Source organism: Teredinibacter sp. KSP-S5-2 (assembly GCF_032773895.1).
Taxonomy (GTDB): Bacteria; Pseudomonadota; Gammaproteobacteria; order Pseudomonadales; family Cellvibrionaceae.
Genome location: NZ_CP120416.1, coordinates 1,015,848 through 1,041,631, shown reverse-complemented (window position 1 = coordinate 1,041,631; position 25,784 = coordinate 1,015,848). Strand labels below are relative to the sequence as shown.

Annotated in this window: 31 protein-coding genes; 6 read left to right on the top strand and 25 right to left on the bottom strand. The window is 39.4% G+C overall.

Annotated features, from left to right (window positions below):
* Nucleotides 1-27: 27 nt before the first annotated feature.
* The 10 genes from P5V12_RS04900 to P5V12_RS04855 all read right to left on the bottom strand — a co-directional run bounded on the left by P5V12_RS04900 (nucleotide 28) and on the right by P5V12_RS04855 (nucleotide 8,706).
* The gene (locus P5V12_RS04900; RefSeq protein ID WP_316956134.1) at nucleotides 28-792 is read right to left on the bottom strand and encodes a hypothetical protein; all 765 of its coding nucleotides are present in this window, start codon (nucleotides 790-792) and stop codon (nucleotides 28-30) included.
* A gap of 142 nt (nucleotides 793-934) precedes the next feature.
* Nucleotides 935-2,632, bottom strand: coding sequence for a hypothetical protein (locus tag P5V12_RS04895; RefSeq protein ID WP_316956132.1), 1,698 nt, complete (start codon nucleotides 2,630-2,632; stop codon nucleotides 935-937).
* A 186-nt stretch (nucleotides 2,633-2,818) separates the two neighbouring features.
* Nucleotides 2,819-3,124 carry a hypothetical protein gene (locus tag P5V12_RS04890; protein ID WP_316956131.1) on the bottom strand — a complete coding sequence of 102 codons (306 nt, stop codon included), beginning with the start codon at nucleotides 3,122-3,124 and terminating at the stop codon, nucleotides 2,819-2,821.
* A gap of 120 nt (nucleotides 3,125-3,244) precedes the next feature.
* A complete protein-coding gene (locus P5V12_RS04885) occupies nucleotides 3,245-3,763 on the bottom strand; it encodes a hypothetical protein (RefSeq protein WP_316956130.1) in 519 nt (172 codons plus the stop codon).
* Between the two features lie 352 nt (nucleotides 3,764-4,115).
* On the bottom strand, nucleotides 4,116-4,811 hold the full coding sequence (locus P5V12_RS04880; protein WP_316956129.1) for a hypothetical protein: 696 nt from the start codon (nucleotides 4,809-4,811) through the stop codon (nucleotides 4,116-4,118).
* 10 nt (nucleotides 4,812-4,821) lie between these two features.
* Nucleotides 4,822-5,286, bottom strand: a complete 465-nt coding sequence (locus P5V12_RS04875) for a hypothetical protein (RefSeq protein WP_316956128.1) — start codon at nucleotides 5,284-5,286, stop codon at nucleotides 4,822-4,824.
* A 217-nt stretch (nucleotides 5,287-5,503) separates the two neighbouring features.
* A complete protein-coding gene (locus P5V12_RS04870) occupies nucleotides 5,504-6,268 on the bottom strand; it encodes a hypothetical protein (protein ID WP_316956127.1) in 765 nt (254 codons plus the stop codon).
* Between the two features lie 263 nt (nucleotides 6,269-6,531).
* Nucleotides 6,532-7,113, bottom strand: a complete 582-nt coding sequence (locus tag P5V12_RS04865; RefSeq protein ID WP_316956126.1) for a hypothetical protein — start codon at nucleotides 7,111-7,113, stop codon at nucleotides 6,532-6,534.
* 101 nt (nucleotides 7,114-7,214) lie between these two features.
* The gene (locus P5V12_RS04860) at nucleotides 7,215-7,583 is read right to left on the bottom strand and encodes a hypothetical protein (protein WP_316956125.1); all 369 of its coding nucleotides are present in this window, start codon (nucleotides 7,581-7,583) and stop codon (nucleotides 7,215-7,217) included.
* A gap of 76 nt (nucleotides 7,584-7,659) precedes the next feature.
* Nucleotides 7,660-8,706 carry a hypothetical protein gene (locus P5V12_RS04855; RefSeq protein WP_316956124.1) on the bottom strand — a complete coding sequence of 349 codons (1,047 nt, stop codon included), beginning with the start codon at nucleotides 8,704-8,706 and terminating at the stop codon, nucleotides 7,660-7,662.
* 303 nt (nucleotides 8,707-9,009) lie between these two features.
* On the opposite strand from P5V12_RS04855, the gene P5V12_RS04850 reads away from it, so the two are divergent.
* Together P5V12_RS04850 and P5V12_RS04845 are read left to right on the top strand one after the other, a co-directional pair.
* Nucleotides 9,010-9,774: an alpha/beta hydrolase gene (locus P5V12_RS04850; RefSeq protein ID WP_316956123.1), complete on the top strand. Its 765-nt coding sequence runs from the start codon at nucleotides 9,010-9,012 to the stop codon at nucleotides 9,772-9,774.
* A gap of 160 nt (nucleotides 9,775-9,934) precedes the next feature.
* Nucleotides 9,935-10,684: a hypothetical protein gene (locus P5V12_RS04845; RefSeq protein WP_316956122.1), complete on the top strand. Its 750-nt coding sequence runs from the start codon at nucleotides 9,935-9,937 to the stop codon at nucleotides 10,682-10,684.
* A 68-nt stretch (nucleotides 10,685-10,752) separates the two neighbouring features.
* Here the strand turns inward: P5V12_RS04845 and P5V12_RS04840 are convergent, their stop codons facing one another.
* From P5V12_RS04840 to P5V12_RS04810, 7 genes are all read right to left on the bottom strand, one after another.
* Nucleotides 10,753-11,370 (bottom strand): BRCT domain-containing protein, encoded by a 618-nt coding sequence (locus P5V12_RS04840; RefSeq protein ID WP_316956121.1) that lies wholly within the window; start codon nucleotides 11,368-11,370, stop codon nucleotides 10,753-10,755.
* A 122-nt stretch (nucleotides 11,371-11,492) separates the two neighbouring features.
* Entirely contained in the window at nucleotides 11,493-11,810 is a 318-nt protein-coding gene (locus P5V12_RS04835) for a hypothetical protein (protein WP_316956120.1), read from the bottom strand.
* Nucleotides 11,811-12,051: 241 nt separating this feature from the next.
* Complete coding sequence (locus P5V12_RS04830) at nucleotides 12,052-12,228, bottom strand: hypothetical protein (RefSeq protein WP_316956119.1); 177 nt, start codon at nucleotides 12,226-12,228, stop codon at nucleotides 12,052-12,054.
* Nucleotides 12,228-12,788, bottom strand: coding sequence for a hypothetical protein (locus tag P5V12_RS04825; protein WP_316956117.1), 561 nt, complete (start codon nucleotides 12,786-12,788; stop codon nucleotides 12,228-12,230). The genes P5V12_RS04830 and P5V12_RS04825 overlap by 1 nt, the downstream gene beginning before the upstream one ends.
* A gap of 146 nt (nucleotides 12,789-12,934) precedes the next feature.
* A complete protein-coding gene (locus P5V12_RS04820; protein WP_316956116.1) occupies nucleotides 12,935-13,528 on the bottom strand; it encodes a hypothetical protein in 594 nt (197 codons plus the stop codon).
* Nucleotides 13,529-14,689: 1,161 nt separating this feature from the next.
* Nucleotides 14,690-15,691 (bottom strand): hypothetical protein, encoded by a 1,002-nt coding sequence (locus P5V12_RS04815; RefSeq protein WP_316956115.1) that lies wholly within the window; start codon nucleotides 15,689-15,691, stop codon nucleotides 14,690-14,692.
* A gap of 12 nt (nucleotides 15,692-15,703) precedes the next feature.
* Nucleotides 15,704-16,045, bottom strand: coding sequence for a hypothetical protein (locus P5V12_RS04810; RefSeq protein ID WP_316956114.1), 342 nt, complete (start codon nucleotides 16,043-16,045; stop codon nucleotides 15,704-15,706).
* A 581-nt stretch (nucleotides 16,046-16,626) separates the two neighbouring features.
* Here P5V12_RS04810 and P5V12_RS04805 point away from each other — a divergent pair.
* The 3 genes from P5V12_RS04805 to P5V12_RS04795 all read left to right on the top strand — a co-directional run bounded on the left by P5V12_RS04805 (nucleotide 16,627) and on the right by P5V12_RS04795 (nucleotide 18,797).
* Nucleotides 16,627-17,040, top strand: coding sequence for a hypothetical protein (locus P5V12_RS04805; protein ID WP_316956113.1), 414 nt, complete (start codon nucleotides 16,627-16,629; stop codon nucleotides 17,038-17,040).
* Nucleotides 17,030-17,260 carry a site-specific integrase gene (locus P5V12_RS04800; protein WP_316956112.1) on the top strand — a complete coding sequence of 77 codons (231 nt, stop codon included), beginning with the start codon at nucleotides 17,030-17,032 and terminating at the stop codon, nucleotides 17,258-17,260. The genes P5V12_RS04805 and P5V12_RS04800 overlap by 11 nt, the downstream gene beginning before the upstream one ends.
* Nucleotides 17,261-17,327: 67 nt before the next feature.
* Entirely contained in the window at nucleotides 17,328-18,797 is a 1,470-nt protein-coding gene (locus tag P5V12_RS04795; RefSeq protein WP_316956111.1) for an LA2681 family HEPN domain-containing protein, read from the top strand.
* 156 nt (nucleotides 18,798-18,953) lie between these two features.
* On the opposite strand, the gene P5V12_RS04790 is transcribed toward P5V12_RS04795, so the two are convergent.
* The 4 genes from P5V12_RS04790 to P5V12_RS04775 form a co-directional block, all read right to left on the bottom strand.
* On the bottom strand, nucleotides 18,954-19,208 hold the full coding sequence (locus P5V12_RS04790; protein WP_316956110.1) for a hypothetical protein: 255 nt from the start codon (nucleotides 19,206-19,208) through the stop codon (nucleotides 18,954-18,956).
* Nucleotides 19,209-19,356: 148 nt separating this feature from the next.
* Nucleotides 19,357-19,719, bottom strand: coding sequence for a nucleotidyltransferase domain-containing protein (locus P5V12_RS04785; protein ID WP_316956109.1), 363 nt, complete (start codon nucleotides 19,717-19,719; stop codon nucleotides 19,357-19,359).
* 62 nt (nucleotides 19,720-19,781) lie between these two features.
* Entirely contained in the window at nucleotides 19,782-20,645 is an 864-nt protein-coding gene (locus tag P5V12_RS04780; protein WP_316956108.1) for a hypothetical protein, read from the bottom strand.
* 179 nt (nucleotides 20,646-20,824) lie between these two features.
* Nucleotides 20,825-21,508: a hypothetical protein gene (locus tag P5V12_RS04775; RefSeq protein WP_316956107.1), complete on the bottom strand. Its 684-nt coding sequence runs from the start codon at nucleotides 21,506-21,508 to the stop codon at nucleotides 20,825-20,827.
* 227 nt (nucleotides 21,509-21,735) lie between these two features.
* Here P5V12_RS04775 and P5V12_RS04770 point away from each other — a divergent pair, with 227 nt between their 5' ends.
* The gene (locus tag P5V12_RS04770; RefSeq protein WP_316956105.1) at nucleotides 21,736-22,410 is read left to right on the top strand and encodes an SOS response-associated peptidase family protein; all 675 of its coding nucleotides are present in this window, start codon (nucleotides 21,736-21,738) and stop codon (nucleotides 22,408-22,410) included.
* Here P5V12_RS04770 and P5V12_RS04765 read toward each other — a convergent pair.
* From P5V12_RS04765 to P5V12_RS04750, 4 genes are all read right to left on the bottom strand, one after another.
* Nucleotides 22,389-23,579: a hypothetical protein gene (locus tag P5V12_RS04765; protein WP_316956104.1), complete on the bottom strand. Its 1,191-nt coding sequence runs from the start codon at nucleotides 23,577-23,579 to the stop codon at nucleotides 22,389-22,391. The two genes, P5V12_RS04770 and P5V12_RS04765, sit on opposite strands and share 22 nt — an antisense overlap.
* A 130-nt stretch (nucleotides 23,580-23,709) precedes the next feature.
* Complete coding sequence (locus P5V12_RS04760) at nucleotides 23,710-24,723, bottom strand: exodeoxyribonuclease VII large subunit (protein WP_316956103.1); 1,014 nt, start codon at nucleotides 24,721-24,723, stop codon at nucleotides 23,710-23,712.
* 77 nt (nucleotides 24,724-24,800) lie between these two features.
* Nucleotides 24,801-25,220 (bottom strand): L,D-transpeptidase, encoded by a 420-nt coding sequence (locus tag P5V12_RS04755; RefSeq protein WP_316956102.1) that lies wholly within the window; start codon nucleotides 25,218-25,220, stop codon nucleotides 24,801-24,803.
* The gene (locus P5V12_RS04750) at nucleotides 25,220-25,774 is read right to left on the bottom strand and encodes a hypothetical protein (protein WP_316956101.1); all 555 of its coding nucleotides are present in this window, start codon (nucleotides 25,772-25,774) and stop codon (nucleotides 25,220-25,222) included. The genes P5V12_RS04755 and P5V12_RS04750 overlap by 1 nt, the downstream gene beginning before the upstream one ends.
* Nucleotides 25,775-25,784: the final 10 nt, after the last annotated feature.

Below are 25,784 nucleotides of genomic sequence, written 5' to 3'. Positions count from 1 at the left end.
TACATATAGCATGTATTTAATTTATTTCTAGGAATTTATTGAATCAGGCTCGCTAACGCAACCCATCTCTTCAACTTCCTTCTCCAACACAGCGAGAATCCGTTCCAACTCAGCATCCAAACCATTCAAATCGATTGTAGATTTTATTTTTTTCCTAGTAATAAGAAAACATTCAAACCAAGTGTAAACACTAATCCTATATGCAACTTTCCTTATGTCGGTATTAAGCTCATCGAGTAACTTATTTAACACTATACTACTTAATTCATTTATCTTTTTTGACAACAAGTCTCGAATAAACTGAGGACTTTCATCATCCAAGAAGTTTTCGCTGTTATCGATATAGCTATGTGTAGCGTCGAGAACCTTACTAACACTCCCCTTCCCCCTCAAATAATAAGCCAGAAGAGGATCAGTTTTACAAAGATCTTTTAAACAATCCTCATAAGACTGGAGAAAACATTCATCAACAATCGGTTTATTCAATTCAAGATGATCAACAAAATATTTCTCTATTGACCTTCGAAGATCCTCTGAGACCACACTCTCGCTAGCAACACCCTTTTTATTAAAAAACTCTTCGCAACGACCTAGGTAGCTCTCCAACAACTCCTTAGAATCAACATATGAAGAAACAATCAAGAATCTTATTTCTAAAAGATGAAATAAGACTAAGCACTTATTTTTCTGTATTTCGTTTCTTGTTTTAAAATAATACCCCACACCACCAAATAAAGAAGCAAGAGATACTCCGCATAAGCTGATTAGCGCTGCTACTATCGTCGCATCCATATACTTATTTCCTATTGAGAGAAAACGTTTAACAATCCAACCAATACAAACAAACCATACAAGATGGCAACCCTGCTATACTGAAAGATTTATTACAAAACCACATAACTCTATCTATATCTCAATAATACAATACATTAAATCACCCGACTGTCATCCACTGCACACCAAAAAGGTCGACAATTAGACCATTATTGTCTACCAAATTACACCGACTGACCATACCGGCTAGCACATTCTGTAGCTTGTTTGAAATATCACATGTTATGTAGACAGTATAAATAAAACTATTATCGTAACCTGTAAATATTTCTCCTGTACCGATCATCAAAGAAGCTGGATCATCTTTTTCCTTAAAAATATCCAAAAACCGTATTTTATCTTGTGGATTAGCTGAAGATATTGCGCTAGCAATTCTTTCCGATATTTCGTCACTCTTCCAATTTGGCCGTATATCAAATATACATTTTTCTAAACATTTCGCCGAGACAACATCTCGAACAATTACGACTGCTTTTCCACCCAGGTTTTCTCTACGAGACTCAAAGTTCTCTACTATAAATTCGGCGCAGGCTCGAAGATAAGCAAAACCAATATCAGATAGATTTTTTCCACGTCCAGATATACGGTCTTTTAATCCAAATTGATTAAAGTCACGATTCACTATAGGCCATAGTTTTCGAACAACAACACTAAAAGGCTTAAGAACGTCATCACTTATTGCTTGTCGTAAATCATAATTAGCAATTACACCTCCATGCATCTCGTGCGGCAACTTTTTAAACGTATTAGAAAAGAGTATATAAGTACAATTTGATGGAATTGAAAATAGCTTATTAGGCACCGCACACAATTTATACAACACAATCAAATAGCTTTTAGCCCTTTTTAAGATATCCGGTTCAAAACTCTGAACTGTCCATAATATTACGTCATGTAAATTTTCAAGGAGAATTTGAGAAAAATGCTCAACAGTCTCTGCAACAGCAACGGAAAGGCCAGATTCTTTGTGAAAAAGAATGTGAGATAAAAGCTGATCAATATAAATCCTTCTATCAACGAGAAGTATAATTGGATTACCTTCAAGAAAATCTAGCTTAAGTATTGTTTCCATGTACATAACTAGAGTGGTGTTTAAACCAGTTCCCACAGCCTGAATCACTGCCCCTGCTTTTCCATTGCCTTCTGGAGAAATGGCCTCTTTAGTTGCTTCGATGGCGCTACCGACCATCTCACGTCTCATAGAATCCAAATAACTGTCTATAGGCTGCACCAGCCGTCTAATCTCAGGAATAGCCTTGAGGACAAACTTTTGATCCTTCACATTTTCAGCTAGTAAAGATAGCAATGGATTGAGGGTATCGGAAAGTAGGCTAGAAATCTCAACCACATTTAGCTCTACTGAGAAATGCACTATCTTATTTCTGTACCTAGTTAATTGATCGATTTTCCTTCTAAGAAACGCACCATCTGAAAGCTCATCAATTGGCAATGTAATAGCCGTACGCTCAATTAAGTTTCGAAACCCAACGGACATCACTTTATCATCGTTTTCAAACAAGTCTAAAACACCCGCATCTTCCATTCCAGGTTTCTTTCTTAAAATCCCAAGCCTTTCTACAGCCTTATTAACATCTTGAAAAACTAAAAATTCATTTGTTTGAACCAACAATTGCTTTAAAAGCAGTTCTATTCCGTGATGAACCCAAATCACGGACTCTTTCAAAAGCCAAGCATCGCCACTATCTTTCCATTGAAACCACATTTCAAAACCTCGTTTTAATGAATGTGCTCCATTATCCAACAGGCCAATTTTTAAACTACTTGATCGATATAACATATAAAAATATTAATACTCAAACATTGTGTCCACAGAAAAAGTTTATATAAACTAATTCTACCCATGCAAGCCGTACATCATCCATGCTCACATCTTCCAAAGAATTAATTTCCGCTTAAAAAAATAGGAAATGACCGACCAATCCCAAAATGGTTGCAACAGTAATAACGACGATGGGCCTCCAGCTCATTGAGAATTGCCCTTTTTACTTGCCAACATGCGTAATGCTTCGGGGACTCGGTTTATCGCTTGCTCGATGGTTTTTATTAGATCAGCTCTTGAGATAGATATCCATTTCCCTTTTCCATAGGCTGACATTGCAAAAACAACACTAATGGTTGCCAAAACAGTTGTATAGTCATCCGTAATATTCATTGCCTCTAGAAACACAAGCAGCACCAATGTCAATGAAGACAGTACTTGAAATATGTCGATAGCGAGCTGATTCTTTTTCGCCTTCAAAAAAACCTCTATATCCTTTTCTTCAAACATTTTTTCTCCCTAAAGACTTAAAACATACAACATACTTAATTTACAGCGTATAAAGGCCAGCAATACCTGACAAAAGAAAATATACTGCATCAAGCTTTTTCAAACACCACAGCTGCATTTTTAAAGATAATTCTTGAATAGACCAAACTCTCTATCCTCGGCTATAGGCCACAAAATAATAGACGAAAATATCGTCTCATCTATATCAAAACCATTATCCAAAAAGAAACATGACCACTCTTCCGATCCTATAAGCATAGATAACAATTCATTTATATAGACAGAAAGAATCAAAGGATTTTCTGTAGAGTAACCAGTAAGGGCCAATTTATTCTTGTTTCTAATAGATTTAAGCACCTTACATTTGTATTTCTCAATATTGTCTTCGCCGCCATAAGGGTTGTGTTTATAACTCTCAATATCAGGTATATGATGATCTGGAACGCTTCGGTTATTCATATAAACGGAAGTTAATTCAACCCCATATTTTTGATTATTACTCTCAGATAAAAGTACGAAATCTGGCCTTTCACCTCTGGAGTATATTTTTAGTTTTTCTCCACCAACGATTGAATGATAATGAGAAATAAAATTTTCTATTTCCCAATTTTCTCGCTCTTCTTTTGTTGGCCACTTCATAATATTTAGGGTCTCATAGTGCACAATGGTTCGTGCGTCAATCTTCAGGAGGCCGATCACATTTGCTTATAGCGTACTTTTAATGGCCTTATAGCATTTATTCCCAATGGCTTAAGCACTTCGTCTGAACTTCCAAAATATATACTCAGGATGTATAAGAACACTAAAATCAATTTAGTGTTTTGTATTGTATTAAAAACCTCTTTCTTATCACTACCCAACGTACCTTCTTTGGGAACCAATACTATCGTCCATGTTTCTTGGCGATCTTTAATGCCTGGCTAACTTGACGAGCAGCGGACAAGGCTTAGTGTTTTTCATCCTACCCTGCACATAGAACGGAGCAAATCAACTAATTCTGAATTACTTTGATTTCGACTATATCTTCTGGCTTTACCGGTATATTTTGCATACCGTCTTGATCAATTCGATAGGCATTGCGATTAACCATATAATGATAGGACGAAACCAATATTTTGCCCCAAGAATAGTCGGTGAAAGTCTCTACAAATCTCGGTTCAAGTGAGCATCTTACAAGAAGAGGCTCTCCAATAGATGCAAGCTTACATCCAATTGGCTCATCCAGCTCAAAACACATGCTTACTTGCTCACCGCCATATAGACCGAGTAGGTATTTTGAACCTGCTCTACCCAATTCCGATTCAGTGAAATTAAAAAATACGCGTCCATCTCGGACGTCACTTTGGCTGCTAGTGAAATAAATAGCCCACCGCTCTCTAATGATATCCAATTCATCATCCGTGAACATGCTTCCATGTTCTCGTATAAAAGTATCCCTGATTTCTCTTCCACAACGGCTTAGCAGGCCATTTAGCTTAATACTCTCAGGGATCGCTCTTGTATAGTGAATACCAATAATTCTATTTTCTTCACAATACGCATTTAGCTCGCGAACCAACGGAATCACCTCCCTATTCTCAACCAGAGATTCCGAAAATTCATACTCAAAGAAAAGGTTTTTAATTTTACCAAATTTCCTATGTATTTCTGGTGGTAACAGGGCCGGGTTATTGAGATCCACATTCATTTCTTTAATCCTAATCGCCTTCAGATGGGTCGCCGTCTTTCTGCTCGACTGCCAACTTTTCTAAATCAATACCCTGTGTAAGCATTAGAGCCTTGTAAGCATCAAGTAGTTGGTCATGCATACCCTCTAGATCATCTATCATGACTTTACGTCCATCAACCGAATTACGCCTAAGATTATGCTGCATATAAAATGAATGCGCCAACCTATTGCGAGTAGCCAAAGCCATATTTAGGAGTTCTTCTACACATCCGATATCTTCGGTTTTCTTTCCCAGTTTTTTGATTAATTGCCCTAAAGTATTCCGATCAATTTTCTTGTAAATTTCGGTTGCCTTTTCAGGGTCAGGGCTTTTAATAAGGCCTGCTTCAATAGCAGAGGCCTCTATAAGAATAGTTCCAAGCTCAGTCTCTAAAAGCTGCGCCGCCTCAGATACCTCACCAAATTTTCGGTACACATCATCTAAAGTTGTCATAAAGTTTCCGAGAAATTTAACGGGTCGGTACTCAATATCACCCCCGAGGGGTGTCGTTTATGTTTTGTTTATAGCATACAGCTAATGGCTTTTACGTGCCAAGAGCGGACCATACTTCCGTTTCAAAATGTATACTTTTTATCCTCCAAAGCAGACACTAAGTTTTGACGCTATTGTGTCTTTGACAGGTTCGGTCATATAGGTGTTAGAACTGTCGCTACATATGAGCGATCCTGTATACGCATGAATCGCAAATGTAGTCTACATGAGGTGGATGATCGTCGTTCCATATTTGTCCTTCATATTCGGGAATATTGATTCCGCAAACTGAGCATTCAACTTCATCACACTCCTCATTGCAAAAGTGGCATTTATATACTCCATCAGTTAGAGACATGGTTCCCGCAATTCCGCAACAAGAGCAATAATAACCATTTTCTACCCCCCCAATTTTTTCAGCATCCTCAATAGCTTGTGCCACCTTTGCCTTGTATTCATCTGCCAAGATCTCGAACTCACTGATTAATTCCTTATCAACGTGGTCCTTTAATTCAAAACTAGCCACAGTTTCATTGAATTCGTTTATAGTCTGCATCAGCCGACCTAGAGTGGATTTCGCTTCCTCAACGTCAAGACTAAACTTATGATGTTCGATATCATTTCGTAGTTCTTTAAACCACCTCAAATCATCTTCAAACTGTTTTGAAACACCATGCCCTTCGTTTTTCAGAAACTGTACCGCATCCCATATTCCTATAGTGTTTTCTTTTTCAATTTTCTTCGAAAAAGGATTTTTGTATATCAACAAGGGGTGAGATTCGGAAACGTAGTATTTAAGCAGCAATTCGAAAAAATGAGAAAAATGAAGAATTGCGAATTTAAAAGCCTTTAAATTGCCATTTTTACCTTCTGTATATTTCGTCAAGGCCTCATTAAGGCTATCAGTAGCATTTTCCAGTAGGTCAAGCTCGATTTTTGCCATAGTGAATACCTGAGTTCTAACGGGTCGGTGCTCAACGTCACCCCGCAGGGGTGAACTTTTGGAGCAGATTGATAGGCGGACGCGCTCGCCTATTCTTGCCAGCCACTTCTTAGTTTAAAATTAATTCTTACTCAATTTATAGCACTGCGCGGACAACTATCTGCGACAAAATATTGAGCACCGACCCGATACATGGCCGAGGTCGCGCAGCGAGCGAGGCCGTGTATCGCCGCAAACACGCGCTTGTCGCGTGATTTGCTTTGTTAGAGTTTATCTCGCTCACGGATTACCTTAAGATAGTCAACAGCCTCACGTGTTATGTAATACTGCTGACCCCGATTGTAACGAAGAGTTAAAAAACCAGCTGAGACTAATGATTCTATATCAGCCTCCATAAACCGCTCCTCATCACAATACATACCTTTACCGACACAAAAATCTATCAAGGGAGGTTGGTCAGCTGATTCAAGAATATAAAAGTGAGAACTACCACTTTCATCTAGTTCCGATAGTATTTTCAAAGCCTGATCCGATAACCGCGACTCAGGATATATTGCTTCAGCTAATGAATCCAACCCCTCAACTTGGCTTGATATTTTAGCCAGTATTAAATCTATTTGATTGAATCTTTCTGTAAAAATCTCTGATTTTTGATTGAGCAGAGCTTTAATTGAAATAGTTGTCTTATAGTTGGACTCAATCAAGTCTTTTGATTCATTGTGGCCGTGTACTTCCAGCCAATGCATAAAGTCATCTAAACTTGCTTTATTTTTGCTTTCTGCTCTGTAATTGCAGATTAAGCCGACAACTGTAGCATATGCTCCAGCAGCTACCATTGGCTCCATTCATTTCCCCTTATTTAGTAACTCTCGCCCGGCTTTTGCGCCGGTATTTGTGGAGGCCGTTTTTTGGCCGGAGCAAATACCGGTCGACAAACAGCCCCTTGTTACGTGGCCGAACTAGGTTCTGACCACCACTCTTCTTGGATAAATACCAAATCACCACTTTTAAGCAATTTGATTTTATGCCGCCAAATTCGTACTTCTTTCGATTTCACATTTTGGGCTTCTTTAACCAAACGAAGCAAAAGAGCATCCGTATCAACCTCAGTTTTCTTAAAAGAGTAACCAACCACATAATAAAGAAGGTCAATAAAGAATTGCCTTTTTGGGCATGTATAGTCTTCGGCCAATCGAATATACCAATCAAAACGACCATGCCAAACCAAAAATAAATCCCAATTTTGATCTGGCCATTCTTTTTCACTAAAAGCCCACTCTGTCAGCTCATCCTCTGTAGGATTATTTGGATTCATATTTCCCTATCACGTAAGCCGCGCTCTACGGCAAATTTGGAGCGCAGCGGAAAATTTGTCCGACAGCAGCGCCTTGTTAGCTTTCAAACTCGGCCTCTTTTAACTCAATAAGTTCTAGTATTTTCTTTGTGTCAATTAAAGGGCTTCCAGTAGTAAAGCTTGACTCAATTGGCCCCTTTTTCTTAGTTAAATCTACATGCAAGTGATCCGGCCCATAATTGACATTGTGATGATCAGCCGAATCTATTCGAGCAACCTCTTTGCCATCCAACCCGAAAATCATATAGGCATAATTTCCTGGCGAGTCTAGCCTGAAAATCCCTTTTAATCCTGACGGTCTTACGAGTGTCATAGTATTTGCGTTAGTCTTTTCGACTTTACAACCTAACTCCTTGGGTAGCCATGACAAAACCAGCTCAAAATGCTCCTTAGTTTCTAGCGGCACGAACTGAAAAGGTGGTGGTTGTTTGAATAGTTTGGCCAAGTACTCAAGTAGACTGTTCTCAGATTTAGCCACCTCCAAATGATTGTCACAAAGATTAAATCCAACCATAAAGCCTTTGGTCGAACTCAGAGTAGAGCTCATCATCCGAAAATCATTATCACCACAAACAAGGCAGCCAGGAGAATTAAGAAACATCGACTTTTCTACTGAAGTGGATTGTGAACGCCCCTCAAATAAGCCTTTAAACATTTCTGTTTCACGAGATTGCCGCTCTCTAAACTCACGTATTCTTGCTTCAAAGCCATCTTGACCTATTTTTTTGCCAAGCTGATTAGGTGGAATGATGGGCAGTTCCAATCCGTTGGACTTAAAGTATGCATGAAGCCTAGCAATTTTCAGTAAGTCCGCCTCTCTGATGAAATAATTTCGACCTACAGGATATCTATCATCATGAAAATAATATGCTGAAAAATAAAATACTCCGCCTTCTCCATAAACATGAGGAAAGATCGACTCTTTCATCATAAGTAATAGATGTTCTAAGCTCTTCAATTCAATGGCTTGGAAAGGCTCATTTTCTTTTATTAAGTTGCACAGCATGGACTTAGCACAAATATCTGCACTTTTACCACTTCCCGTATCTTTTAATGCTTCTTCAACAATTTTCCGAATTTTCATAACTTTCCATGTGTAAGCTAACGGGTCGGTGCTCAATGTCACCCCGCAGGGTGTCGTTTATGTTTGTATATAGCATACCGCTAATGGATTTTAGTGTCTAAAGCCGAAGCTCATATTAGCATCACCAACTTTACAATCAAAAAGAATATAATGCCTACACAATAATTAAGACGCCAACTATAGCTCGGTGACTTAGCCAAATTGGTTTACAATAAATAGTTTAAGGCAGCAACAAGACAGATAGTTAGGATGATTTGTGGCAAAATTTAAGCTTGAAATCAAACATAGGAAAATCGATATACTATGATTTTGGACAGCAAGCTATTTGAACCCGATACCATATCCCACAGCGAATACGCATATTGCTTCAAAATTGACGAGCACTTTATTCCAAGTAACGGAAACACTCTCCACGGCCAATACCTCCACCATCAAGGTGATACGGAAAGTAAAGGGCTGATTATCCATTTTCATGGCAATGCAAAAAACATTACTTCCCATATCACCCACGTAGATTGGCTTCCCAAACATGGCTATGATGTCTTTATATTCGACTATTCAGGGTATGGTTCTTCTTCCGGCACGCCATCTAGAAAAAGACTTGTTCAAAATGGCATAGACATATTGAAATACATAGCTAAAAACTTTGATACACCTAAAAAGATGATCGTTATCGGTCAATCACTAGGAGCATCCATCGCTTGTGCAACGATATCCAATTCGGATACCAAAATTGATCACCTTATATTGAATTCTGCTTTCCCATCATTTAGACAAATAGTTAAACATCACATACAAAAAAAGTTTAAAAGCCAATTAGCCAGCACATTCATCCCAATTTTTATCAGCGAAAAGTACGATTTAAAGGATACGATCAAAAAAATTCGTTCGCGAATATTAGTACTACATGGAACCCGCGATGACATTACACCGTTTAGGTTTGGTAAAGAGATTAGTCGCCTATGCAATTGTACTTTTTGGCAAAGCGATAGCGGTCATACACAATTATTCCGTGAATCAGAAGAATTCAGAAACAAACTTTTACTTTGGCTGGATGAAAGTAGGTAAAAACTACAATCATGACTTTTTCAGATTCTATAGAAACTCAATGTAGGAGCCCTTTCATTCCTCTATATTTCATTTGCGTTGAATATGGCATCAAAACTCACATATAAAATATTGATTACACATATAATAAATTCTCTTATCAAGTCTCGGGGAAGAGAGTGTGAAGTATTTTTCAGGTTTTGAATGGGCAGTTCCACGTTCATTTTGTGATGCGGTTTCTTTGTGTAAATTTGAAGAGGGAGATCTTCTTTATGACAATAAGCATTCATACGAAAAGGAATGGGCTGAAGCTCGAAAGCTAGTCAACTATACCATTCAAGTTAGATATCCTAGTCGAGTAGCTGGGGGAGTCGAAAAGACCAGTAAAAGTGTATTTGAGACCAACTGGAATTCGGAAGTCCGAATTGAGTTATACAAAGAGCACAAGAAGCTTCAGGCAGGGCAAATCCGTACAACACAGGGGCGTTTATACACCGCATTATGGAGAGGTGATTTAAGTGTTCTTGATGCCTCCTCACCCAATCCCAAACCGCCATCCACAGTTATGTCAGTAACAAGCAAACTAGGTGAGGCGGAAGAAAAAGCTCATGAAATCTCGAACGGGTCTCCAGTTTTTTACATGGCACGGGACTATTCCAATTCCGTTTCCACAACAAAACATCGCGTAATTAATGAATACCTTTTCAAACATAGTGATGACCCAATAGTACTTACTCCAGGTGAAGCTGGATTGAAGGATCACATCAGTATCGCCCCATCCGTAGAAATTGTCTTCTTTAGAAGAAAGGATGGCAGTGATGCCGACTTCTCTGAGATAGTCAAAAAAGCTGTTTATGTCCCAACTAAGGGAGCCAAAAAATGTATGTTCAACATTAATAAGCACGGAAGAGTAACGTGCAGTAAAAGATAAATCATTAACCGCTTTTAGCTGCCTAATACAACAACCTGTATTAGGCAGCTAAAGAGTATTAGGTCAGCCTATAGGCCAGCTTCGCTTATCCAGTGTTCTTCAGTGATAATGGAAAGTGGTACACCGGCGTCTCGGTATTCAATAGCTTTCTCAATTTTTCGGCCAAAGGTTTCATGTGCCCAGCTATCTGATACGTATACCCCCAGGATCAAGTAATCTAAATCCTTGGTAACGTTCTTTATACTCACACCACCCAAGGCAGCGATAGCTTCCTGGCACTGTTTCCTTGTTCCATATGCAAATGTGCCAGTAAACAAAAATTTCTTATCTTCAAATCGCAACTTAGGCGCAGGAGAACAAATTGGTAAAACGGATGTTTTTGCTAGTTCACCAAGCGCAGTGGGCTCTCCAGATATTTGCTCTAGAATTTTATGTAACTCAACCGACTCTTCCTGATCTAAAACACCGTCCTCTAGCATCTGAGTTACTTTGTTAAGTAAATTAAGAATAATTGGATGTTCGGTTTGACTATTCTGCTGCAACCAAGTTAATAGGTACTCGGCCTCAGCTTGCACCACGGTACCATCAGCACTAATTCCTTTGCTTAACCCTATCAAAGTGTCAAGCTGCCTATCTTTAATATCCCTTTGGTTATATTTTTTAAAAAGATCTATGTTCTCTAGCATAGTAAACTAATCCCCTCCCTAATCGACATATAATATCCTCACACCAATAGAAACTAACATAAAGTTTCGCACTTTAAACCCCCAAAAACTGCAACGCGTAGCCACAGTATCGAAGCGAACAATTATAGCTGCCCTACTATACTTCCAGAAGCTGTGCCACTGATGCTTACATATGGCATTAGTTCTTTTTGTATTAACACATTAGAGTCTACACCGGTAATGCGAACGAAGAAATCCTCACCAATGGGAACATAAACTGTTTGCTCTATATTCGCACCAGATATATTTCCACCTACAAATTCACTACCATCACTAGTCGCAAGTATCTTAACCGTTGCCCCGGCCCCGGAAATAAGTAATACCCTTGAAGGAGAAGATTCATCAACAAGCGGAGCGTTGAAGGTTTCCACGAAATATTCAGGGATCTTAGTGCGACTCATGTTTGTTACAGGAAATAACCAAGCGCACACCCCAACAACAACTCCGACAAAAGCGAGCACAATCTCAATTTTCCGACTTATCCGAATTATCTTCTTCAAGAACAGAGATTCCTATGCTCTCTTATCACGTTGAGAAATCGATAGCTTTCTCGCTAAGCTCTGTGCTTCCGTTTTTATTCTAGACTTATTCCTTTCCAAATGCTTTTTGATATCATCCTTAGACTTAAAACGCTGTTCTCTATCAGTCATCACCGGCCCCTTTTATATCTCTTTTCATTTTCTGATACTCAATATCATTTCTCGGCCCAAGAATCCGATGTTCATTCTCGGGCAACTCAGACTCCAGATTTTTGTACTTTTCCCTGCGCTTACGAAGTTTATCTTTCATTTTCTCTAGTTTTTTTCTATCGTCAATCATTAGTCATACCTCGAAATCAAATGAGTAACGATTCCTAAACTGTTACTGTTTGGTTCAAAACCAGCCTTGGAATACATTCTAACATGAGCTGGACTCATCGGGTTACACAACCATAATTCTTTAGAGCCAAGCAATCCAGCATAGGAATCTGCGGCAAAAAGAACTATCTCCAGTATTCGTCCGTTAAGAGGGTTATTAATCGGTGTTCGTTCAATCGCATGTAACTTTAAAATAAACTTTCTTTTGCTAGGAACACCATAGCATAAAGCTAACAAGCGGTTTCCTTGCTTAAGAGCTAAATCAAACCGTTTTATGCCAGAATGCCCTTGATAATCTGAATACATTTTTGTCCATTCCCAAGTTGCAATCCGACTCGGATTATCCCATTCACCAGCCCATTGATCGGCACGTATAGCATCGTGATAGGAAATACCACTCGCAGAAATATTTAGGTGACTGTATTCATCCTGCACAAACTCATAGACGGTTTGTCTTAGATCCGCATAATAAGAGATTGTTTCTTTATAGTTTCTCAACATTTCTCTGAATTCCTTATTCAACTAACTATTCTTATATCATCAGGAGTAACACTGTAGAATCATTGACTGGATTTAAATGGCCTTTCGATTTTATTCTCACTTAGCTTAAAAAAGTAGCGAAAGATCATATTCATAAATTATCCTTGTCGACGTAACTCATATAAGTATTAGCCAAGCCCAAAACTCATATCTTTATTTAGCTTCTTAGTAGGAGTTAAGTCTTGATAAAGTGCTGGCAATTCGATTCTTACATATTCCGTTAGCGATACGGATTTAGCACTCTCCGACGATATCCCCAGCACCGATGCGGTAGACTCTGGACCTAAAGTACCATCGGAACGACCATCTACTTTCTTAAAACCAATCAAATCACAGAGATACATTTTAAATTCTTCATTATTCATACCATGATCTAGAACAGATAATACAGATGGAACATTTTTTTGAGAAAAATAGTTACGAGCATGCAAATTAAGAGAACCAGTTACATCTTCTGATCCATAAACCAAATAGTGATGGGTATCTCGGCCACTCATTTCTTTTTTAGCTTTTTCGTAGCATACAAATTTGTCTTCCTCAGTCTTTAGCTCTTGATAAGAGCGTTTAAACTCAATCAGAATTATTTTATAGTTTGAAGAGAAAATTCCATCTGCAAAACAATGCTCCTGAACACCTGACAGTGGAGCAGCAAAATCCAATTTCTTATCCGTTGCCGCCGATAAAATAAATTTATATTCAACGGTTTTCTCCCACCAAATCATCGTACTTCCCCTCTCATTACTTGGTTGTTGTGCTCCCAAGCCTTCACACGGCTACTGAAACACCTTAGATTCCATGACCGTTTATATTAAGGGTTCTTTATTGTTCAAACACGCCTCAAGCCCTTAACACCCCCTCTCAAATCGCTAATTACCTTGAACTGAAATGCCGCGTTCTCCGTTTATACATAGCAATTAATACATTGTTTAAAAACGTAAAAATATAACAAAATCAATCAACTAGATATGATTTTACGCGACAGTAAAAATGTAGTGGGCCATTTATCTCAACTCTCTGTGCAATGTTTTATTTGTTAGTAGGAGAAGAAGGAATTCGAACTCACAGCACTAGCTCTGGAAGGTATCGAGAGTTCGAATTTCCCTCCCCTCCCCCCATTCACACAAAAACCTTTTTTCGTAGGGTTATTAACTTATTGATTTTAAAGGAGTTTCGGAGGTATCTCGAAATACCTCCGTTTTGGGGAAAAATGGAGATTTTTGGAGAATTTGAGAGGTTTTTGTACGTTTTGTTCGAGAAATAAGCGGAGGGTAACATTGGGGAATATCTAACCAACTCGCCGCTAGAGCCCGCAGTTACTGGGGTCTAGAAACCAAAACGCCGAGATCTCATGTCTCGGCGTTTCAATAATGATGGCGGGGTGGAGGGTACACTTTTCGAAAAAAGTGATGCACCAAGAAAGCGCACAAAACGCTTTAAAATCAAACAACTGGAATATATTTTCACCGCTTTATCTAACTGTTCCCTTCGCTACTATCGATTGAAAGTTCGAACTTTAGATACCGAGTAATAAAATTTAATCACTTTCGACAATTCCTGTCATTCCAACCCCACTCATTCCCCCCATAATTAGGCCTCCTGCACGCCCTCAAAGTGCCACACAACAACTTTTTAAATACCCACCAAATACGGACTACTATTCGAAATGTTGCCGAAACTGGCCAATAATACTCGATCGCTTTCCTAAGCATGCTTTTGTAGCCACACCATTTAGCCTTTCAACAAAGTAGCAATACATCCCAAAGCAAGCGAACTTAGGACTACTCCTTTGCTTCAACAATCAGGTCACTACACTAGAGATCTTCGTGAAAGGCTGAGAAATAAAACCTTCTACTTTGGCTCCCATATCCCTTGTCGGATTCACATCATAGAGTAATTGCATCCCAATCCACTCCAGCCAAGTCAAGCCTTAACGTTTCTAACTTTCCATATATTTTTAATAGTTCCGAGAAAAATGGAGATCTTTTTTCGCAGCCATATAGATATTGAGTTTTCCAATAATTATATGCCATCCGGTTTAACTGAATATCAATCTCGCTTGATTCCAAAAGTAACCCTTCATATTTCAGGATATTGTTGTACACATATTCTTCTGACTTATCCATCAAATCGGAAAAAATCACTCCATCCTGATCAAACCCTCTACCTAAAATATTACTATCAATCATGTTTGAACTTCGGGTTTTTGATGTTGGGTGCGACTCCCTGTTCTTATCACTAATCTCCAACAAAATCTCTTGATAAAGAAAATAAAATGGCAAAATATGCCTAGCTATATTCCTAGGATAGGGCAAGGAAGATATAAGCTTCAGAGCACAACGATCAGCCTCAAGCTCCTGTTCATGACACATATCAATTGAATCAATATGTCCCAGTTTGATATGAGCTATTTCGTGAAATATCGAAAACTTAAAAAGCAAAGAATCGATCACCTTAGCCAGATTCAATACATCACCTTCTAAAACTTCCAAAACACTGGTAAATTCTATACCGCTTTCTACATAGTAGGTAATATATAAGGGGTCGAGGCTTATTTGACTCATCAGATCTTGTATAAATTCTGCTTTTAAAGATTTGCAACCCGCAACCATAGCACCCACAGATACATTAACAGCCATAAGATATATCCATTTTCTGTACCCAGTTGATACAACTATTGTTGGAACAATTTTGTCATTCACACAATATATATAAACTTCATTATCAGGAACAAACAATAGTCTCTGCCGTGAGTCTGAATCACCTATATTTGTCAACCCACTTTCATAGAGCATGTCTTGGGGAGTTTCACCTCCACCACATAAGCCAGTATAATAATAAATCATCCCCTCAGTTAGATTAGAATTATTGATAAGAATATATTCCATTTAAAAAACCACTCAATCCTTTCCCTCTAATATTCTAGTGAATTCACTTTTTTCTATCTTAAAACTTCCCTTTTCAATCAATACTCTAGTTTCTTTCTTGTACTCAAATTTCACTGAGTCTTTAGGTTTCTTATTTTTCTCTAAATAGCCCCATATCGCGTTTGCTAACACACCTGAACACACTGAAGAAAATAAAACCAGCGCTTCTACATAGAGGCTTGATTCTGACATACCTCTTAGCACTTTCTCCGTTTCTAAGGTAGCTTCAAAAGCTTGATTTTCCGGCAAGCTTCTTGAGAATTCCGAGAAAAAATTTCTATCTGGTGTTTTAATCATGAGCCGAATTTTATTCATATAAATCAACCAATGTTATTTTAATAATATATGCGAGGTAATTAAATTTTTTACGCCTAATCAACATCTTCATTTTGGTTTTTATGTAAATCGAAACCGGAAATTAGTCACTATATGTCTGACGCCATTTGCCGAATATGCTTGGTTCCCCAGGAAAGAATATCTCGGTTTCCCAACCATAACCACCGCCACCCCCAAGACCTTCGGACCTGAGATGCTCTATATTTCAAGTAGTTATTTTAAGCGCTTCAGAATAGCAATTTATCGGAATAACTATTAGTAGACTTAGTACCAGATAAAGCACTTTTACCCCCTTGTTCGCAACGCCAAATTTAGAGAATTATTATTTAAGCCAGACGGAATTGTGTAAGATTACCATTCTATTTCAGATAGTCGAGAATTCAATGTGGCAATTACCACCAAAACACAATTTCTGACACATATTTCATCATTTGAGCAGAATTTAAATGTGCGGATACTTTGGAAACCTTCACGAGTGCCCTGTCCCTGGCGAATTCCTAATTCGGACCAATACGACCTCAATTTGCTATCATAACCTGATTAATCTATGATCGCCCGCCATGCGAATTTGGCTCTTCTCTTTTTGGTCTGTGTTGACCACGGCGTTCAGGCTTCTCCTTCCTGGTGGAGCCAAAGCCATTGTTGCGGAAAACATTGCTTTACGGAAGCAGCTTCTTGTTCTGTCCAGAAAGCATAAACGCTCACCCAATCTAACACCGGAAGACCGATTTATTCTTGGCTGGTGTGCTCAGTATTTGAGTTTTCAACGAATTATTCGAAACGCCATTATTTTAAAACCCGCCACGATTCTTCGTTTTCACAAAGCGCTTAAGGAAAAGAAATACCAATTACTCTACTCTTCAAAATCCAAAAGAAAACCTGGCCCTAAAGGGCCGTCTCAAGATGTCATTAATGCAATTCTGGAAATGAAATATCGAAACCCTCTTTTCGGAGATCCTCGAATTGCACAATAAAAAGCACCCAAAAGATTTAGAAAACACTGAAATTGAGCATTTCTTAAACTATTTAGCAACTCACAGGAAGGTCTCAGCAGCTACGCAAAATCAAGCTCTTTGCGCACTCGTTTTTATGTACCGATATGTGCTGAATAGAGAAATCGAAGGGTGCTGTCGCAGGCCAACGCCGGTTTTCACAATGCTCATTTCATATATATCGTTGGCAATGCTAGGATAAACCTTAACAAGACTGCCCTTCTGATGACCGTACTAGAATCTAGTCTAAACAACTAAGCGAAAAAGATATGGACTTAAATAAGTTTGCAAGCACTTGTGACAAAGCAATCAATGCAAGTGATATCGATAAAATAAAACAGTTAATAACGAAGGCTTCAAATAAAGTTAAACTTGATGAAACACCGGATAACATAAAAGCTATTTATCTCTACTATATCGGAAACCTGCATAGTGCGGCCTCAAAAATTCAAAAAGAAAGCTGGCATAGATGGAGAGAACAAGTTTATCCAAGCCACAAGGTGCAGACGATAAATGCTTATAGAACTTCGTTATTACTACTACAGGAATTTTCAAATTCCCCAATCCTTAATGAAATACGCACCAATTTAGCAAATGAAATTACTGATCAAAGAAGAAGTATCGAAGCATTTGAAATCTGGAGCCATGATTTTTCATCTCCTGGTGATGCACCCTTTGTGTCAACGGCGGCAAAGATTAGAGAATTAATTTACCTTCATTACTATATAAACGACCCCGGCCATGCAAAAAGCTATATTTTTTCAGCATATAATCTACTAAACACCTTAGAAGAGAATATTAGCGAATCAAGCCACCCAGGTATAATCAACCTATTACAATATGACAAGGACATTAAAAACCTTCGAGATTTCGGGTTAAAATGTAGCAAGGAGGACTTATCCTGGGATTCTACGCCTCCCACTAAGTACTCTAAGAGTGAAAAAAAATACCGTCAGTGGTGTCTCGAAAATCGACTTTTTGTAAATCATCTTAATGATATTACGAAATCAGATATTGCCGATCAAGATATACTTCAGTTCCCTAACTACACATCTTCCTATAGAGAAGGCCCATATTTTTCTGCTGCTTTTTCTTCCCTAAAAAGAGAGTATTGTTTTGCTAGATTTTTAGCATATGAAGGATTCCATAAAGTTCACCCAAAATACGAGAATAAAAACTTATACTTGGTAGACACCTTAGATTACGTAAACTACGAAGGGTACACTGAAAAATTAAAAACCTCTCTAAGAATATGTTTCAGTATATTTGACAGTACGGCGCAACTACTAAATAAGTACTACGGATTAGAAAAGTCCAAACAAGTTGCATTCACCCCTAGGGATTTAAGGAAATGCACACCAGATAAAACAAACCCATTTTTATCTGCTCTATTTTGGCTATCATGTGATTTATATGACATTGATTTATCCAAGAAATCAAACAACTGGGAGGCTCCAAACCCTTCCTCCTCAGCTTTTCGAAAGATACGAAACTCATGTGAACATGGGTGGCTAAGGGTTGCAGACGGGAGTTTTGACGCCTGGGGGAATGAGAATGACTATGCTCAAATAATCTCATCTGAGTCTTTAAGCAAATACACTCTCGAACTACTCAAGCTTGTTAGATCCGCTCTAATATATTTCTGCCTTACTATAAAATTTGAAGAAAGTGAAAACTCTACTGAAAACTCTACTAAAGAAGAGCTGACCCTACATAGAGCCACACCTATTTATAAATAACCGTAGATTAAATACAAATAAAAATCCCAACCTATGGTGAGATTTGTCCAACCTTTAGAAAGGGAGAAAAAGTATGGCGGACGAGTGCGGGAAGGCGCTGTAAACAAATTCTCAGCACGTAATTGTATCACATTGATTAAACTACGCTCCTTATGATCATATTTCAATCGCTTTTGCTCCCGCTGTACCACTATGTCGAAATAAAACCTCGTAGACTTCCTCTAATAAAGTAATAACAGCCTCTAGCCCGCCTCCCCGTAAAGACAGGGGCATATTTAAAAAACAACTATCCTTTGCACCACCCTCACCAAAAAAAGGCCTCCTTGCGCATATTTCTTCAATCATAATGGTCGTTGCACAGTCAAATGCTTCCCACTCATCATTCTCGATCCCTGACCAATTTTTAATCACCCCTTGGCTTGCCTTTTATTGTACAAAACACCACCAGCAGCAAGAATAAGAAAACTAGAGCGAAGCGGCAGTCTCAGAGTTTAAATATCTGCTGTAGCTAAGTATTACCTGTACTTAAGTCTTTTATGTAGGCGAGCGTTTTGGGTTCCTATTGGTCATTGACAGGTTCGGTCATATAGGTGTTATGTGGCGCAACATCTTTGACATAAAGTATTTTTGATGACCTTGCTATACCATTTTTAACAGCCTTACTAGTAGGGGCTGTAAATTGCACTTCCGCTTTTTCCAACCCCACTTTCTTACAAAAACTTTCATGCCACAAATCAGCGTATGCGAACCAAGTACCATACCACTCTCCGTTCTCGACATTCATTGCATCCAATAAAATACATATATCCCAATCACTGCCGGGAAGCCAATCGCCTCTCGCTCGACTACCAAATAGGATGACAGCCCTTATTTCAGATATTTCTGAAGCCCAATCTTGGACATTCTTAGTAAATTCACTCATTCGTCATCACATAACTCCCAACTAACCGAATCCGCGTTAAGTTGCTTGTTATGTCTGCAGTTTTAGTTTAACCCATGACCGTATAAGACAAACGAATTTGTTTGACTGTCAAAAACACCTATATCAGTACCTCTCAAATGCCATTGTATTTTTGGCTTGGAAGGAGCCTGAATTTCATTTCCAAATATCTCTGATTTAACAAATTCACGGTCGTCTAATTTTGGATCTATTTGATTAATGATTCGGGTGTAAGACTGCGCCAACTGAACAATTTTCAAACTAGTACCTGACGTACTAACGTTTCCAGGAATAACAATACTATTTGGTGGGGCATCCTGCGATGAATAGTTATCAAAGAGTTGCCATAAACGTTTTCTTTCCTGAGAAATTTCCATTGAAGTAGGATCTGCAGAATCAAATACGGAGTGATCAAACACACCAAGAATATGGATTCTCAGCTTGTCTACCTTCGCAAAAACCACATCATTTTGTCTTTCTGATAACTTAGACCCTGCATTTAAAGCACCCAAATGAAAATGGTGGAAACCCATTACATTCAATAGACGGTCTTTATCTTCCCATCTATCAACATCTGACCCACTTGCAGAAGCTGCTGGTGTGAAACCTTTTTCATGAGCCTTTTTAGAGAGATATGGGTTAATGTCGTCTCCATTTTTAGATTTTTCTTCGAACCTTAAAAAACTATCAGATAGTAGAGTCCATTTTGGATCTTTGTATACATCTGGCTCAATTTCAATAACTCTTCGCCTTGGAACAATCAACCTTGATGACCAGTTGAGATATATAATTAATAAATCTGTAAGACTCTTCGATTCTAATTCATCTTTAGTTTCTTTATTATTTGGAAAGGAAGGCAATTTAGATATTATTTCTTTTTTTAACTTTTTTACTCTTTTAGAGATCACTGTGAACCTTTTTACGAATAGAGAAAAACATAACGGGTCGGCGCTCAACGTCACCCCGCAGGGGTAAGCTTTTGGAGCAGATTGATGGGCGGACGCGCTCGCCCGTTATTACCAACCACCACATAATTTAAATTTAATTCTTACTTAATCTATAACCCTAAGAAAAAATCATATATAACTTAGATTGGCTTTTTTCGACGTGAAACGCTCCAATAAATGAAAACACTAAATGACAATATAAGCAGCCCATCCGGCTCGGGAACTGGTATGATTTTTGAGTGAGGATATTCACTAAATGATAACTCTCTGGCTGTATAAATATGTGTTGAAGCCCCAGTATGAGGATCGATTCGCCATGCACTTAATTCAGGTCTAAGTGCTGTAAAATCTTCAAACTTTGGAACATATTCGGGCAAATCCCAACTCGACAGCACTCCTGCTCCTGCAACTTGCAGACGAAATACAACCTCTACTAACGGGCCGCTATCAAAAGAAGAATGTGTATGCCCTAAATAGCTGATTGTATCTAATCCTTGACCAGAACTATTAAAAACATCTACATATAGCTCGGGAGATAAGCCGTCATCAAGAGATATGGAATGCCGAAGTACCTTTCCCGAGTTCCTATAAACCTCAAACGTAAACTCGGCTAAGTTCGCATTTAGTTCGTATTGTCCATTGAACTGTCTTTTGGTAGCACCTTCAGTTTCGAATACAATTCTTCCTCCTGCGAAAGACCCCCACGGAACAGATACACCTGGTCCGACCTCCTGTATGAGCCCTTCATATTCGAATCCAATCAATATCGAATGTGCACTTGAAGACAGAAAAATAAATACAAATAAAAGCATCGACCGGAACATATTTCCTCCTAATATGCAATAGACATATTATAAAAGGCTTGACGCCTGTATCGTTTAACTATACTAAAAAGAAGATTCCTCATATTTAATTTACGCGCCAAAATTATCTATAACGAAAAATATCTTCCTACACTTTCATAGCCCGCTTAGATTCGGCGAGCTAATTTAGAATCATTTCTATTTAGATAAATCATTAGCCTGAAAAAACGGGGTTAAGAGGTAATGTAATGTGCGGATACTTTGGCAATCTCCACGAATGCCCTGCAGTATTGATCTTATTGTTGGATTTGGGACTTCCGATTCCCTATCCCGGTATGAACAGGCAGAACTACCAAAAGAGAATAGTGGAGGGACACATCAGCCAAGGTGACGGTGAATATCAGTACTCAGATCCTTTCTGGTGGTACCAGATGGATGTTTCTGGCGACAAATTAGTTCCCAGTAACCTCACCACCTTTAACGCGAGAAATCTCTCGGGACCACTCTATGGAAATGCCATCAAAACCAGAAGAGGAATAGTTATAGCTTCGGAAATCGGAGAGAGTATTGGAAGCGGAAAGGATAAAAAGAGTTATCTCATGAAATCTCAGGATGGGTTACTTCTGGGGACTGTGTATAAAGACTGGCAAGCACCTAATGGCGAATGCTTGAGAACGATGGCTATTATCACACGAGATCCTCACGAACGATTTAAGCAGTACCACGATAAATCGACGCCGCTCTTTCTGCCGCATGATATTGGGTTTATTAAAGAATGGCTAAACCCAAGTATCCTCACCAGCCTAGCCATCGAGGAAGCGTTGACACACCCCAAACTGTATAACGATCTTGAAGTGACTCAGGTAAAAACATTTAAACGGGGCGAACCACTCTCAGCGCCTCAGACACTCAATAAAGATTGAACGATGGTGTTCAAGACCTCGATTTCACTCAAGTCAGCATGAATCATACAAAAGATGCCGATAGCCTCTTTCATTTTTGGCTGTAAAGCACTCACAACCTTGCTCTTTATTTGATCTGCCCTGGCAAAGGGATTACACCCAACCCCAAGAGAACGTAACTCCACAAGCTTAGTCGTTAAGTATTGTTCTCTCTGCATCGGCAGAGAGACAACAGGAACCCCCTTTCTAATTGCCATGCTTGTAGTGGTGTGACCTCCGTGACACAAAAACACATCGGCATGCTGCATAGATGTGTTTAAATCTATAACTTCATTAAAGATTTGAAGATGTCGGGAGGAGAACGTATCAACCTCTGCGCTATCAATCCCCGGAATACTGATAATCGCATCAATCGGTAGCGATTCGATCACGCTCAATAACACGTCCAGGTTTTTGTAGTCTTTGCTCAGATATGCAATGAGCTTTTTTGGTATTCCTCCCCGAAACTCCGCAACACGTCCACCAAAACCCCCATCCAAATACCCGTAGTATTGGCCCCCACGCCGACTCTGCGCGTAGATGTCGAGCGCTTCGTAAGTCAACAGTAGTTCCCTGTCACACTCGAATATCTCATAGACAGCGTTAAGCAAAGGCTTACCACTTAGCTCAAGAGCCCAATTCAATATCTCCAGTAAAACCTTTTCCGATTCAATCACTTCGGATATATGGCCTTTGTTGCTTTCGAATAAGGGCAGAGGAGATTGTTTGGGAGGGAGAAAAAAGCCATCACCGATATGCACTTTCTTTACAGCGAGATCACGGAAAGCCAGTAAAGCACCTGGCGCGGCATCATAGATAACTGTGTCGGGCTTTACTTGATCGAAGATCCTCATCCATGCGTTTATTAAGCAGGTGGTCTTTTCGACATTTTGAAAACTGGATGCAAGAAGAACCTCGGAATAATTTCTTGGTTTTGTTCTTTTTGAGGAAAGTACATAGAGCGTATTTGGCGCATTACCTACAGAATAAGGTAGCGGAAACTCCAGGCAGAAATATTTCTCGAGTAACCCACAAATCGGCAGGATGAATGTAACTCTATGACCAATAGCGCTAAGTGACTTAGCCAATTGATGTAGCCGACCTAAATGTCCAAGCCCCTTGCCAACTTCAAGGGCAATAAGGATATTCAATACTGATACCTCTGAATCACAAACCTATATAACAAGTGTTCAACTTTACTTCACTTTTTTTGTCACGAATCCGCAAACCGAAATCGATCACATCTGTATCAAACAGTAAATATATCCAATTAAATATAGATTAAAAGATAAACACCGATACCATCAGCAACACCCCGAGGGTAACTGATGTAAATAACAAGGTTTTATTTTGACTAGTCAGCTTCTCAAGCTTTGCAAGGTAATCCTTTTCTTTTTCCGCCATTGTTTGCTGAAATCCCAGTCGTGAGTTACTCAGCTCATTCTCTAAGAGGTCTTTATCATTACTGACTTCCGCAAGTTTCTTTTCCTGATGTATCTTGGCGGAGTAGGCTGTTAATGCATATAGCAAACAGCTTCCGAATTGTGTTGGTGTCGAAAATGACTCATCCGCGTACTTATCCAGCATAACAAAACCATCGGAGTGGCCAATTGCTGTGTACAACGGACATTCCAGTTCTAATAAGGAATTGACTACCGATGCGTCATCCCATATTCGCATCCCTGAATCAGAGCTGGCACCCCCACGGACAATCACCAGTCCCTTAACCTCCATATCTCGAATAACATCCGCCAAATCACTTAAAAAGAGTTGACTGGAAGACACCCTGACCTTTGCCTGAATCCAGGGAGACTCTGACAAACCATTGAGTCCTGAATTGAAATCACTGAGACCCCGCTCGGTGCCCACAATGACCAGATTTCCCAATTCACTGAAATTCTGATGCACGAATTGATTTAAGGATATTTTTGCCGCTTGTCGTTGCGGAATAACCAACGGTTCAGTCTTGTATTCTTTCTCCCAAGAGCCCGTGACAACCCCATCCAGAAGCACTGTTAATCCGTCATGGATGCTCGAGGGCTTCACCGTAATATTCCCACCGATGATTACGGTATCATTGATCTTTTTTGGGGCTCGGTCAGGAGGGCATCGAAAAGATATCGCGCAGTCGCGGCCAACAAGGGTTCCATACACCCACAGGTCTTTGTAGGGATTTAATTGTGTAACCGTTCCACGGACAAAAACCTCTCCCGCCGGTTTACTCACGTTCAGGCTTTCTAAAAGCTGCTCAGGTACAAACTCAATATTCCGTTGTATTTCAGTACTGCTATTCATCGAGTCCAAATTCCTTTGTTAGGATTCAGTAATTCATAGTATGAATTTTAAGCATATTTAACGCTAGGAAAGATGGGTTACTTTTTACTCATATTGGTGGAAACAACCAGTGACGTTGGTCGAGCAGCCATTGCCGTGCCCACCCACTTATCCCAGAACTTTTTAATATCGTCACCCTGAATACCAACACATCCTTTTGTGCCCGGTAGATTTCCATCGGGATGAATACCAAAGCCATGCCGAGTGGTGGAAAATTTTGGCGTTAATGGTAAAAACCATCCTCTTCCCGTCGCGGCATTCACAAAACCCGATTTCATGGTTTGTGCGTTGCCTACAACCGCCTTTTTAGTCTCGATGTCGTAAGTACCATCGGGGATCGCGCCAAGCCCATACCCCCCTGTTACAACTTGATACTCTGCCCCTCCCCAGGTTAACTTTCCCTTCATTCGAGAACCTTCCCCAGACTCGGTTTTCACAAACGTTATTGATCCTGCCATTATTCATCCTCCAATAAAATACTGAGTGTAGCCTCACCCACTCCTGCGCCACTCGCGAGTCGCTTCACTCTTTCACCATTGATTTGATATAAATTCACCAGTGTAGAACTTATGACGTTGGCATTCGCGCCATCACTAATTGCACCAAGCTTCAACAATACCAACAACGCCTTGTCGTCGGTGTATGAATAGGTCTGGATCAGTTCAAGCATGGGGTGCGCAATGGAAACCCATTGTGTATTGTTTGTGGCGAGAAAATTCAGGTGAATTTCAGCATTGGCCACAAAAGCATTCATGTAGTTTTGCTGCTGTGTTCTTTTCGCCAGCAGGTATTCGAACCAAAGCTTCCTTAAAGGGTCTTGCTCTTTGGCATAATCCTTTTCAATAGCCAGCAATAAATCGTCCTCTAACGCCATATTTGACAACGCAACAAACGCAGTCACCGCATCGTCGTCAGCTTGTGTATGTGAGTAGATATCTTGCGTCAAGGTCGCTGAACATCCCGCCAGGGAAAACAATAACATCGCTCCCAAGATATATTTTTTCGGTGACATACTACCTCCT

Bases quoted from the DNA above. Each gene is read 5' to 3' on its own strand.
- P5V12_RS04830 (WP_316956119.1), bottom strand. From the start codon at position 12,228: ATGATTGACGATAGAAAAAAACTAGAGAAAATGAAAGATAAACTTCGT.
- P5V12_RS04760 (WP_316956103.1), bottom strand. From the start codon at position 24,723: ATGAATAGCAGTACTGAAATACAACGGAATATTGAGTTTGTACCTGAG.
- P5V12_RS04875 (WP_316956128.1), bottom strand. From the start codon at position 5,286: ATGACAACTTTAGATGATGTGTACCGAAAATTTGGTGAGGTATCTGAG.
- P5V12_RS04850 (WP_316956123.1), top strand. From the start codon at position 9,010: ATGATTTTGGACAGCAAGCTATTTGAACCCGATACCATATCCCACAGC.
- P5V12_RS04835 (WP_316956120.1), bottom strand. From the start codon at position 11,810: ATGAGTCGCACTAAGATCCCTGAATATTTCGTGGAAACCTTCAACGCT.
- P5V12_RS04855 (WP_316956124.1), bottom strand. From the start codon at position 8,706: ATGAAAATTCGGAAAATTGTTGAAGAAGCATTAAAAGATACGGGAAGT.
- P5V12_RS04890 (WP_316956131.1), bottom strand. From the start codon at position 3,124: ATGTTTGAAGAAAAGGATATAGAGGTTTTTTTGAAGGCGAAAAAGAAT.
- P5V12_RS04860 (WP_316956125.1), bottom strand. From the start codon at position 7,583: ATGAATCCAAATAATCCTACAGAGGATGAGCTGACAGAGTGGGCTTTT.
- P5V12_RS04785 (WP_316956109.1), bottom strand. From the start codon at position 19,719: ATGAGTGAATTTACTAAGAATGTCCAAGATTGGGCTTCAGAAATATCT.
- P5V12_RS04880 (WP_316956129.1), bottom strand. From the start codon at position 4,811: ATGAATGTGGATCTCAATAACCCGGCCCTGTTACCACCAGAAATACAT.
- P5V12_RS04755 (WP_316956102.1), bottom strand. From the start codon at position 25,220: ATGGCAGGATCAATAACGTTTGTGAAAACCGAGTCTGGGGAAGGTTCT.
- P5V12_RS04770 (WP_316956105.1), top strand. From the start codon at position 21,736: ATGTGCGGATACTTTGGCAATCTCCACGAATGCCCTGCAGTATTGATC.
- P5V12_RS04895 (WP_316956132.1), bottom strand. From the start codon at position 2,632: ATGTTATATCGATCAAGTAGTTTAAAAATTGGCCTGTTGGATAATGGA.
- P5V12_RS04900 (WP_316956134.1), bottom strand. From the start codon at position 792: ATGGATGCGACGATAGTAGCAGCGCTAATCAGCTTATGCGGAGTATCT.
- P5V12_RS04865 (WP_316956126.1), bottom strand. From the start codon at position 7,113: ATGGAGCCAATGGTAGCTGCTGGAGCATATGCTACAGTTGTCGGCTTA.
- P5V12_RS04750 (WP_316956101.1), bottom strand. From the start codon at position 25,774: ATGTCACCGAAAAAATATATCTTGGGAGCGATGTTATTGTTTTCCCTG.
- P5V12_RS04810 (WP_316956114.1), bottom strand. From the start codon at position 16,045: ATGAATAAAATTCGGCTCATGATTAAAACACCAGATAGAAATTTTTTC.
- P5V12_RS04775 (WP_316956107.1), bottom strand. From the start codon at position 21,508: ATGTTCCGGTCGATGCTTTTATTTGTATTTATTTTTCTGTCTTCAAGT.
- P5V12_RS04885 (WP_316956130.1), bottom strand. From the start codon at position 3,763: ATGAAGTGGCCAACAAAAGAAGAGCGAGAAAATTGGGAAATAGAAAAT.
- P5V12_RS04815 (WP_316956115.1), bottom strand. From the start codon at position 15,691: ATGGAATATATTCTTATCAATAATTCTAATCTAACTGAGGGGATGATT.
- P5V12_RS04805 (WP_316956113.1), top strand. From the start codon at position 16,627: ATGCGAATTTGGCTCTTCTCTTTTTGGTCTGTGTTGACCACGGCGTTC.
- P5V12_RS04870 (WP_316956127.1), bottom strand. From the start codon at position 6,268: ATGGCAAAAATCGAGCTTGACCTACTGGAAAATGCTACTGATAGCCTT.
- P5V12_RS04820 (WP_316956116.1), bottom strand. From the start codon at position 13,528: ATGATTTGGTGGGAGAAAACCGTTGAATATAAATTTATTTTATCGGCG.
- P5V12_RS04840 (WP_316956121.1), bottom strand. From the start codon at position 11,370: ATGCTAGAGAACATAGATCTTTTTAAAAAATATAACCAAAGGGATATT.
- P5V12_RS04795 (WP_316956111.1), top strand. From the start codon at position 17,328: ATGGACTTAAATAAGTTTGCAAGCACTTGTGACAAAGCAATCAATGCA.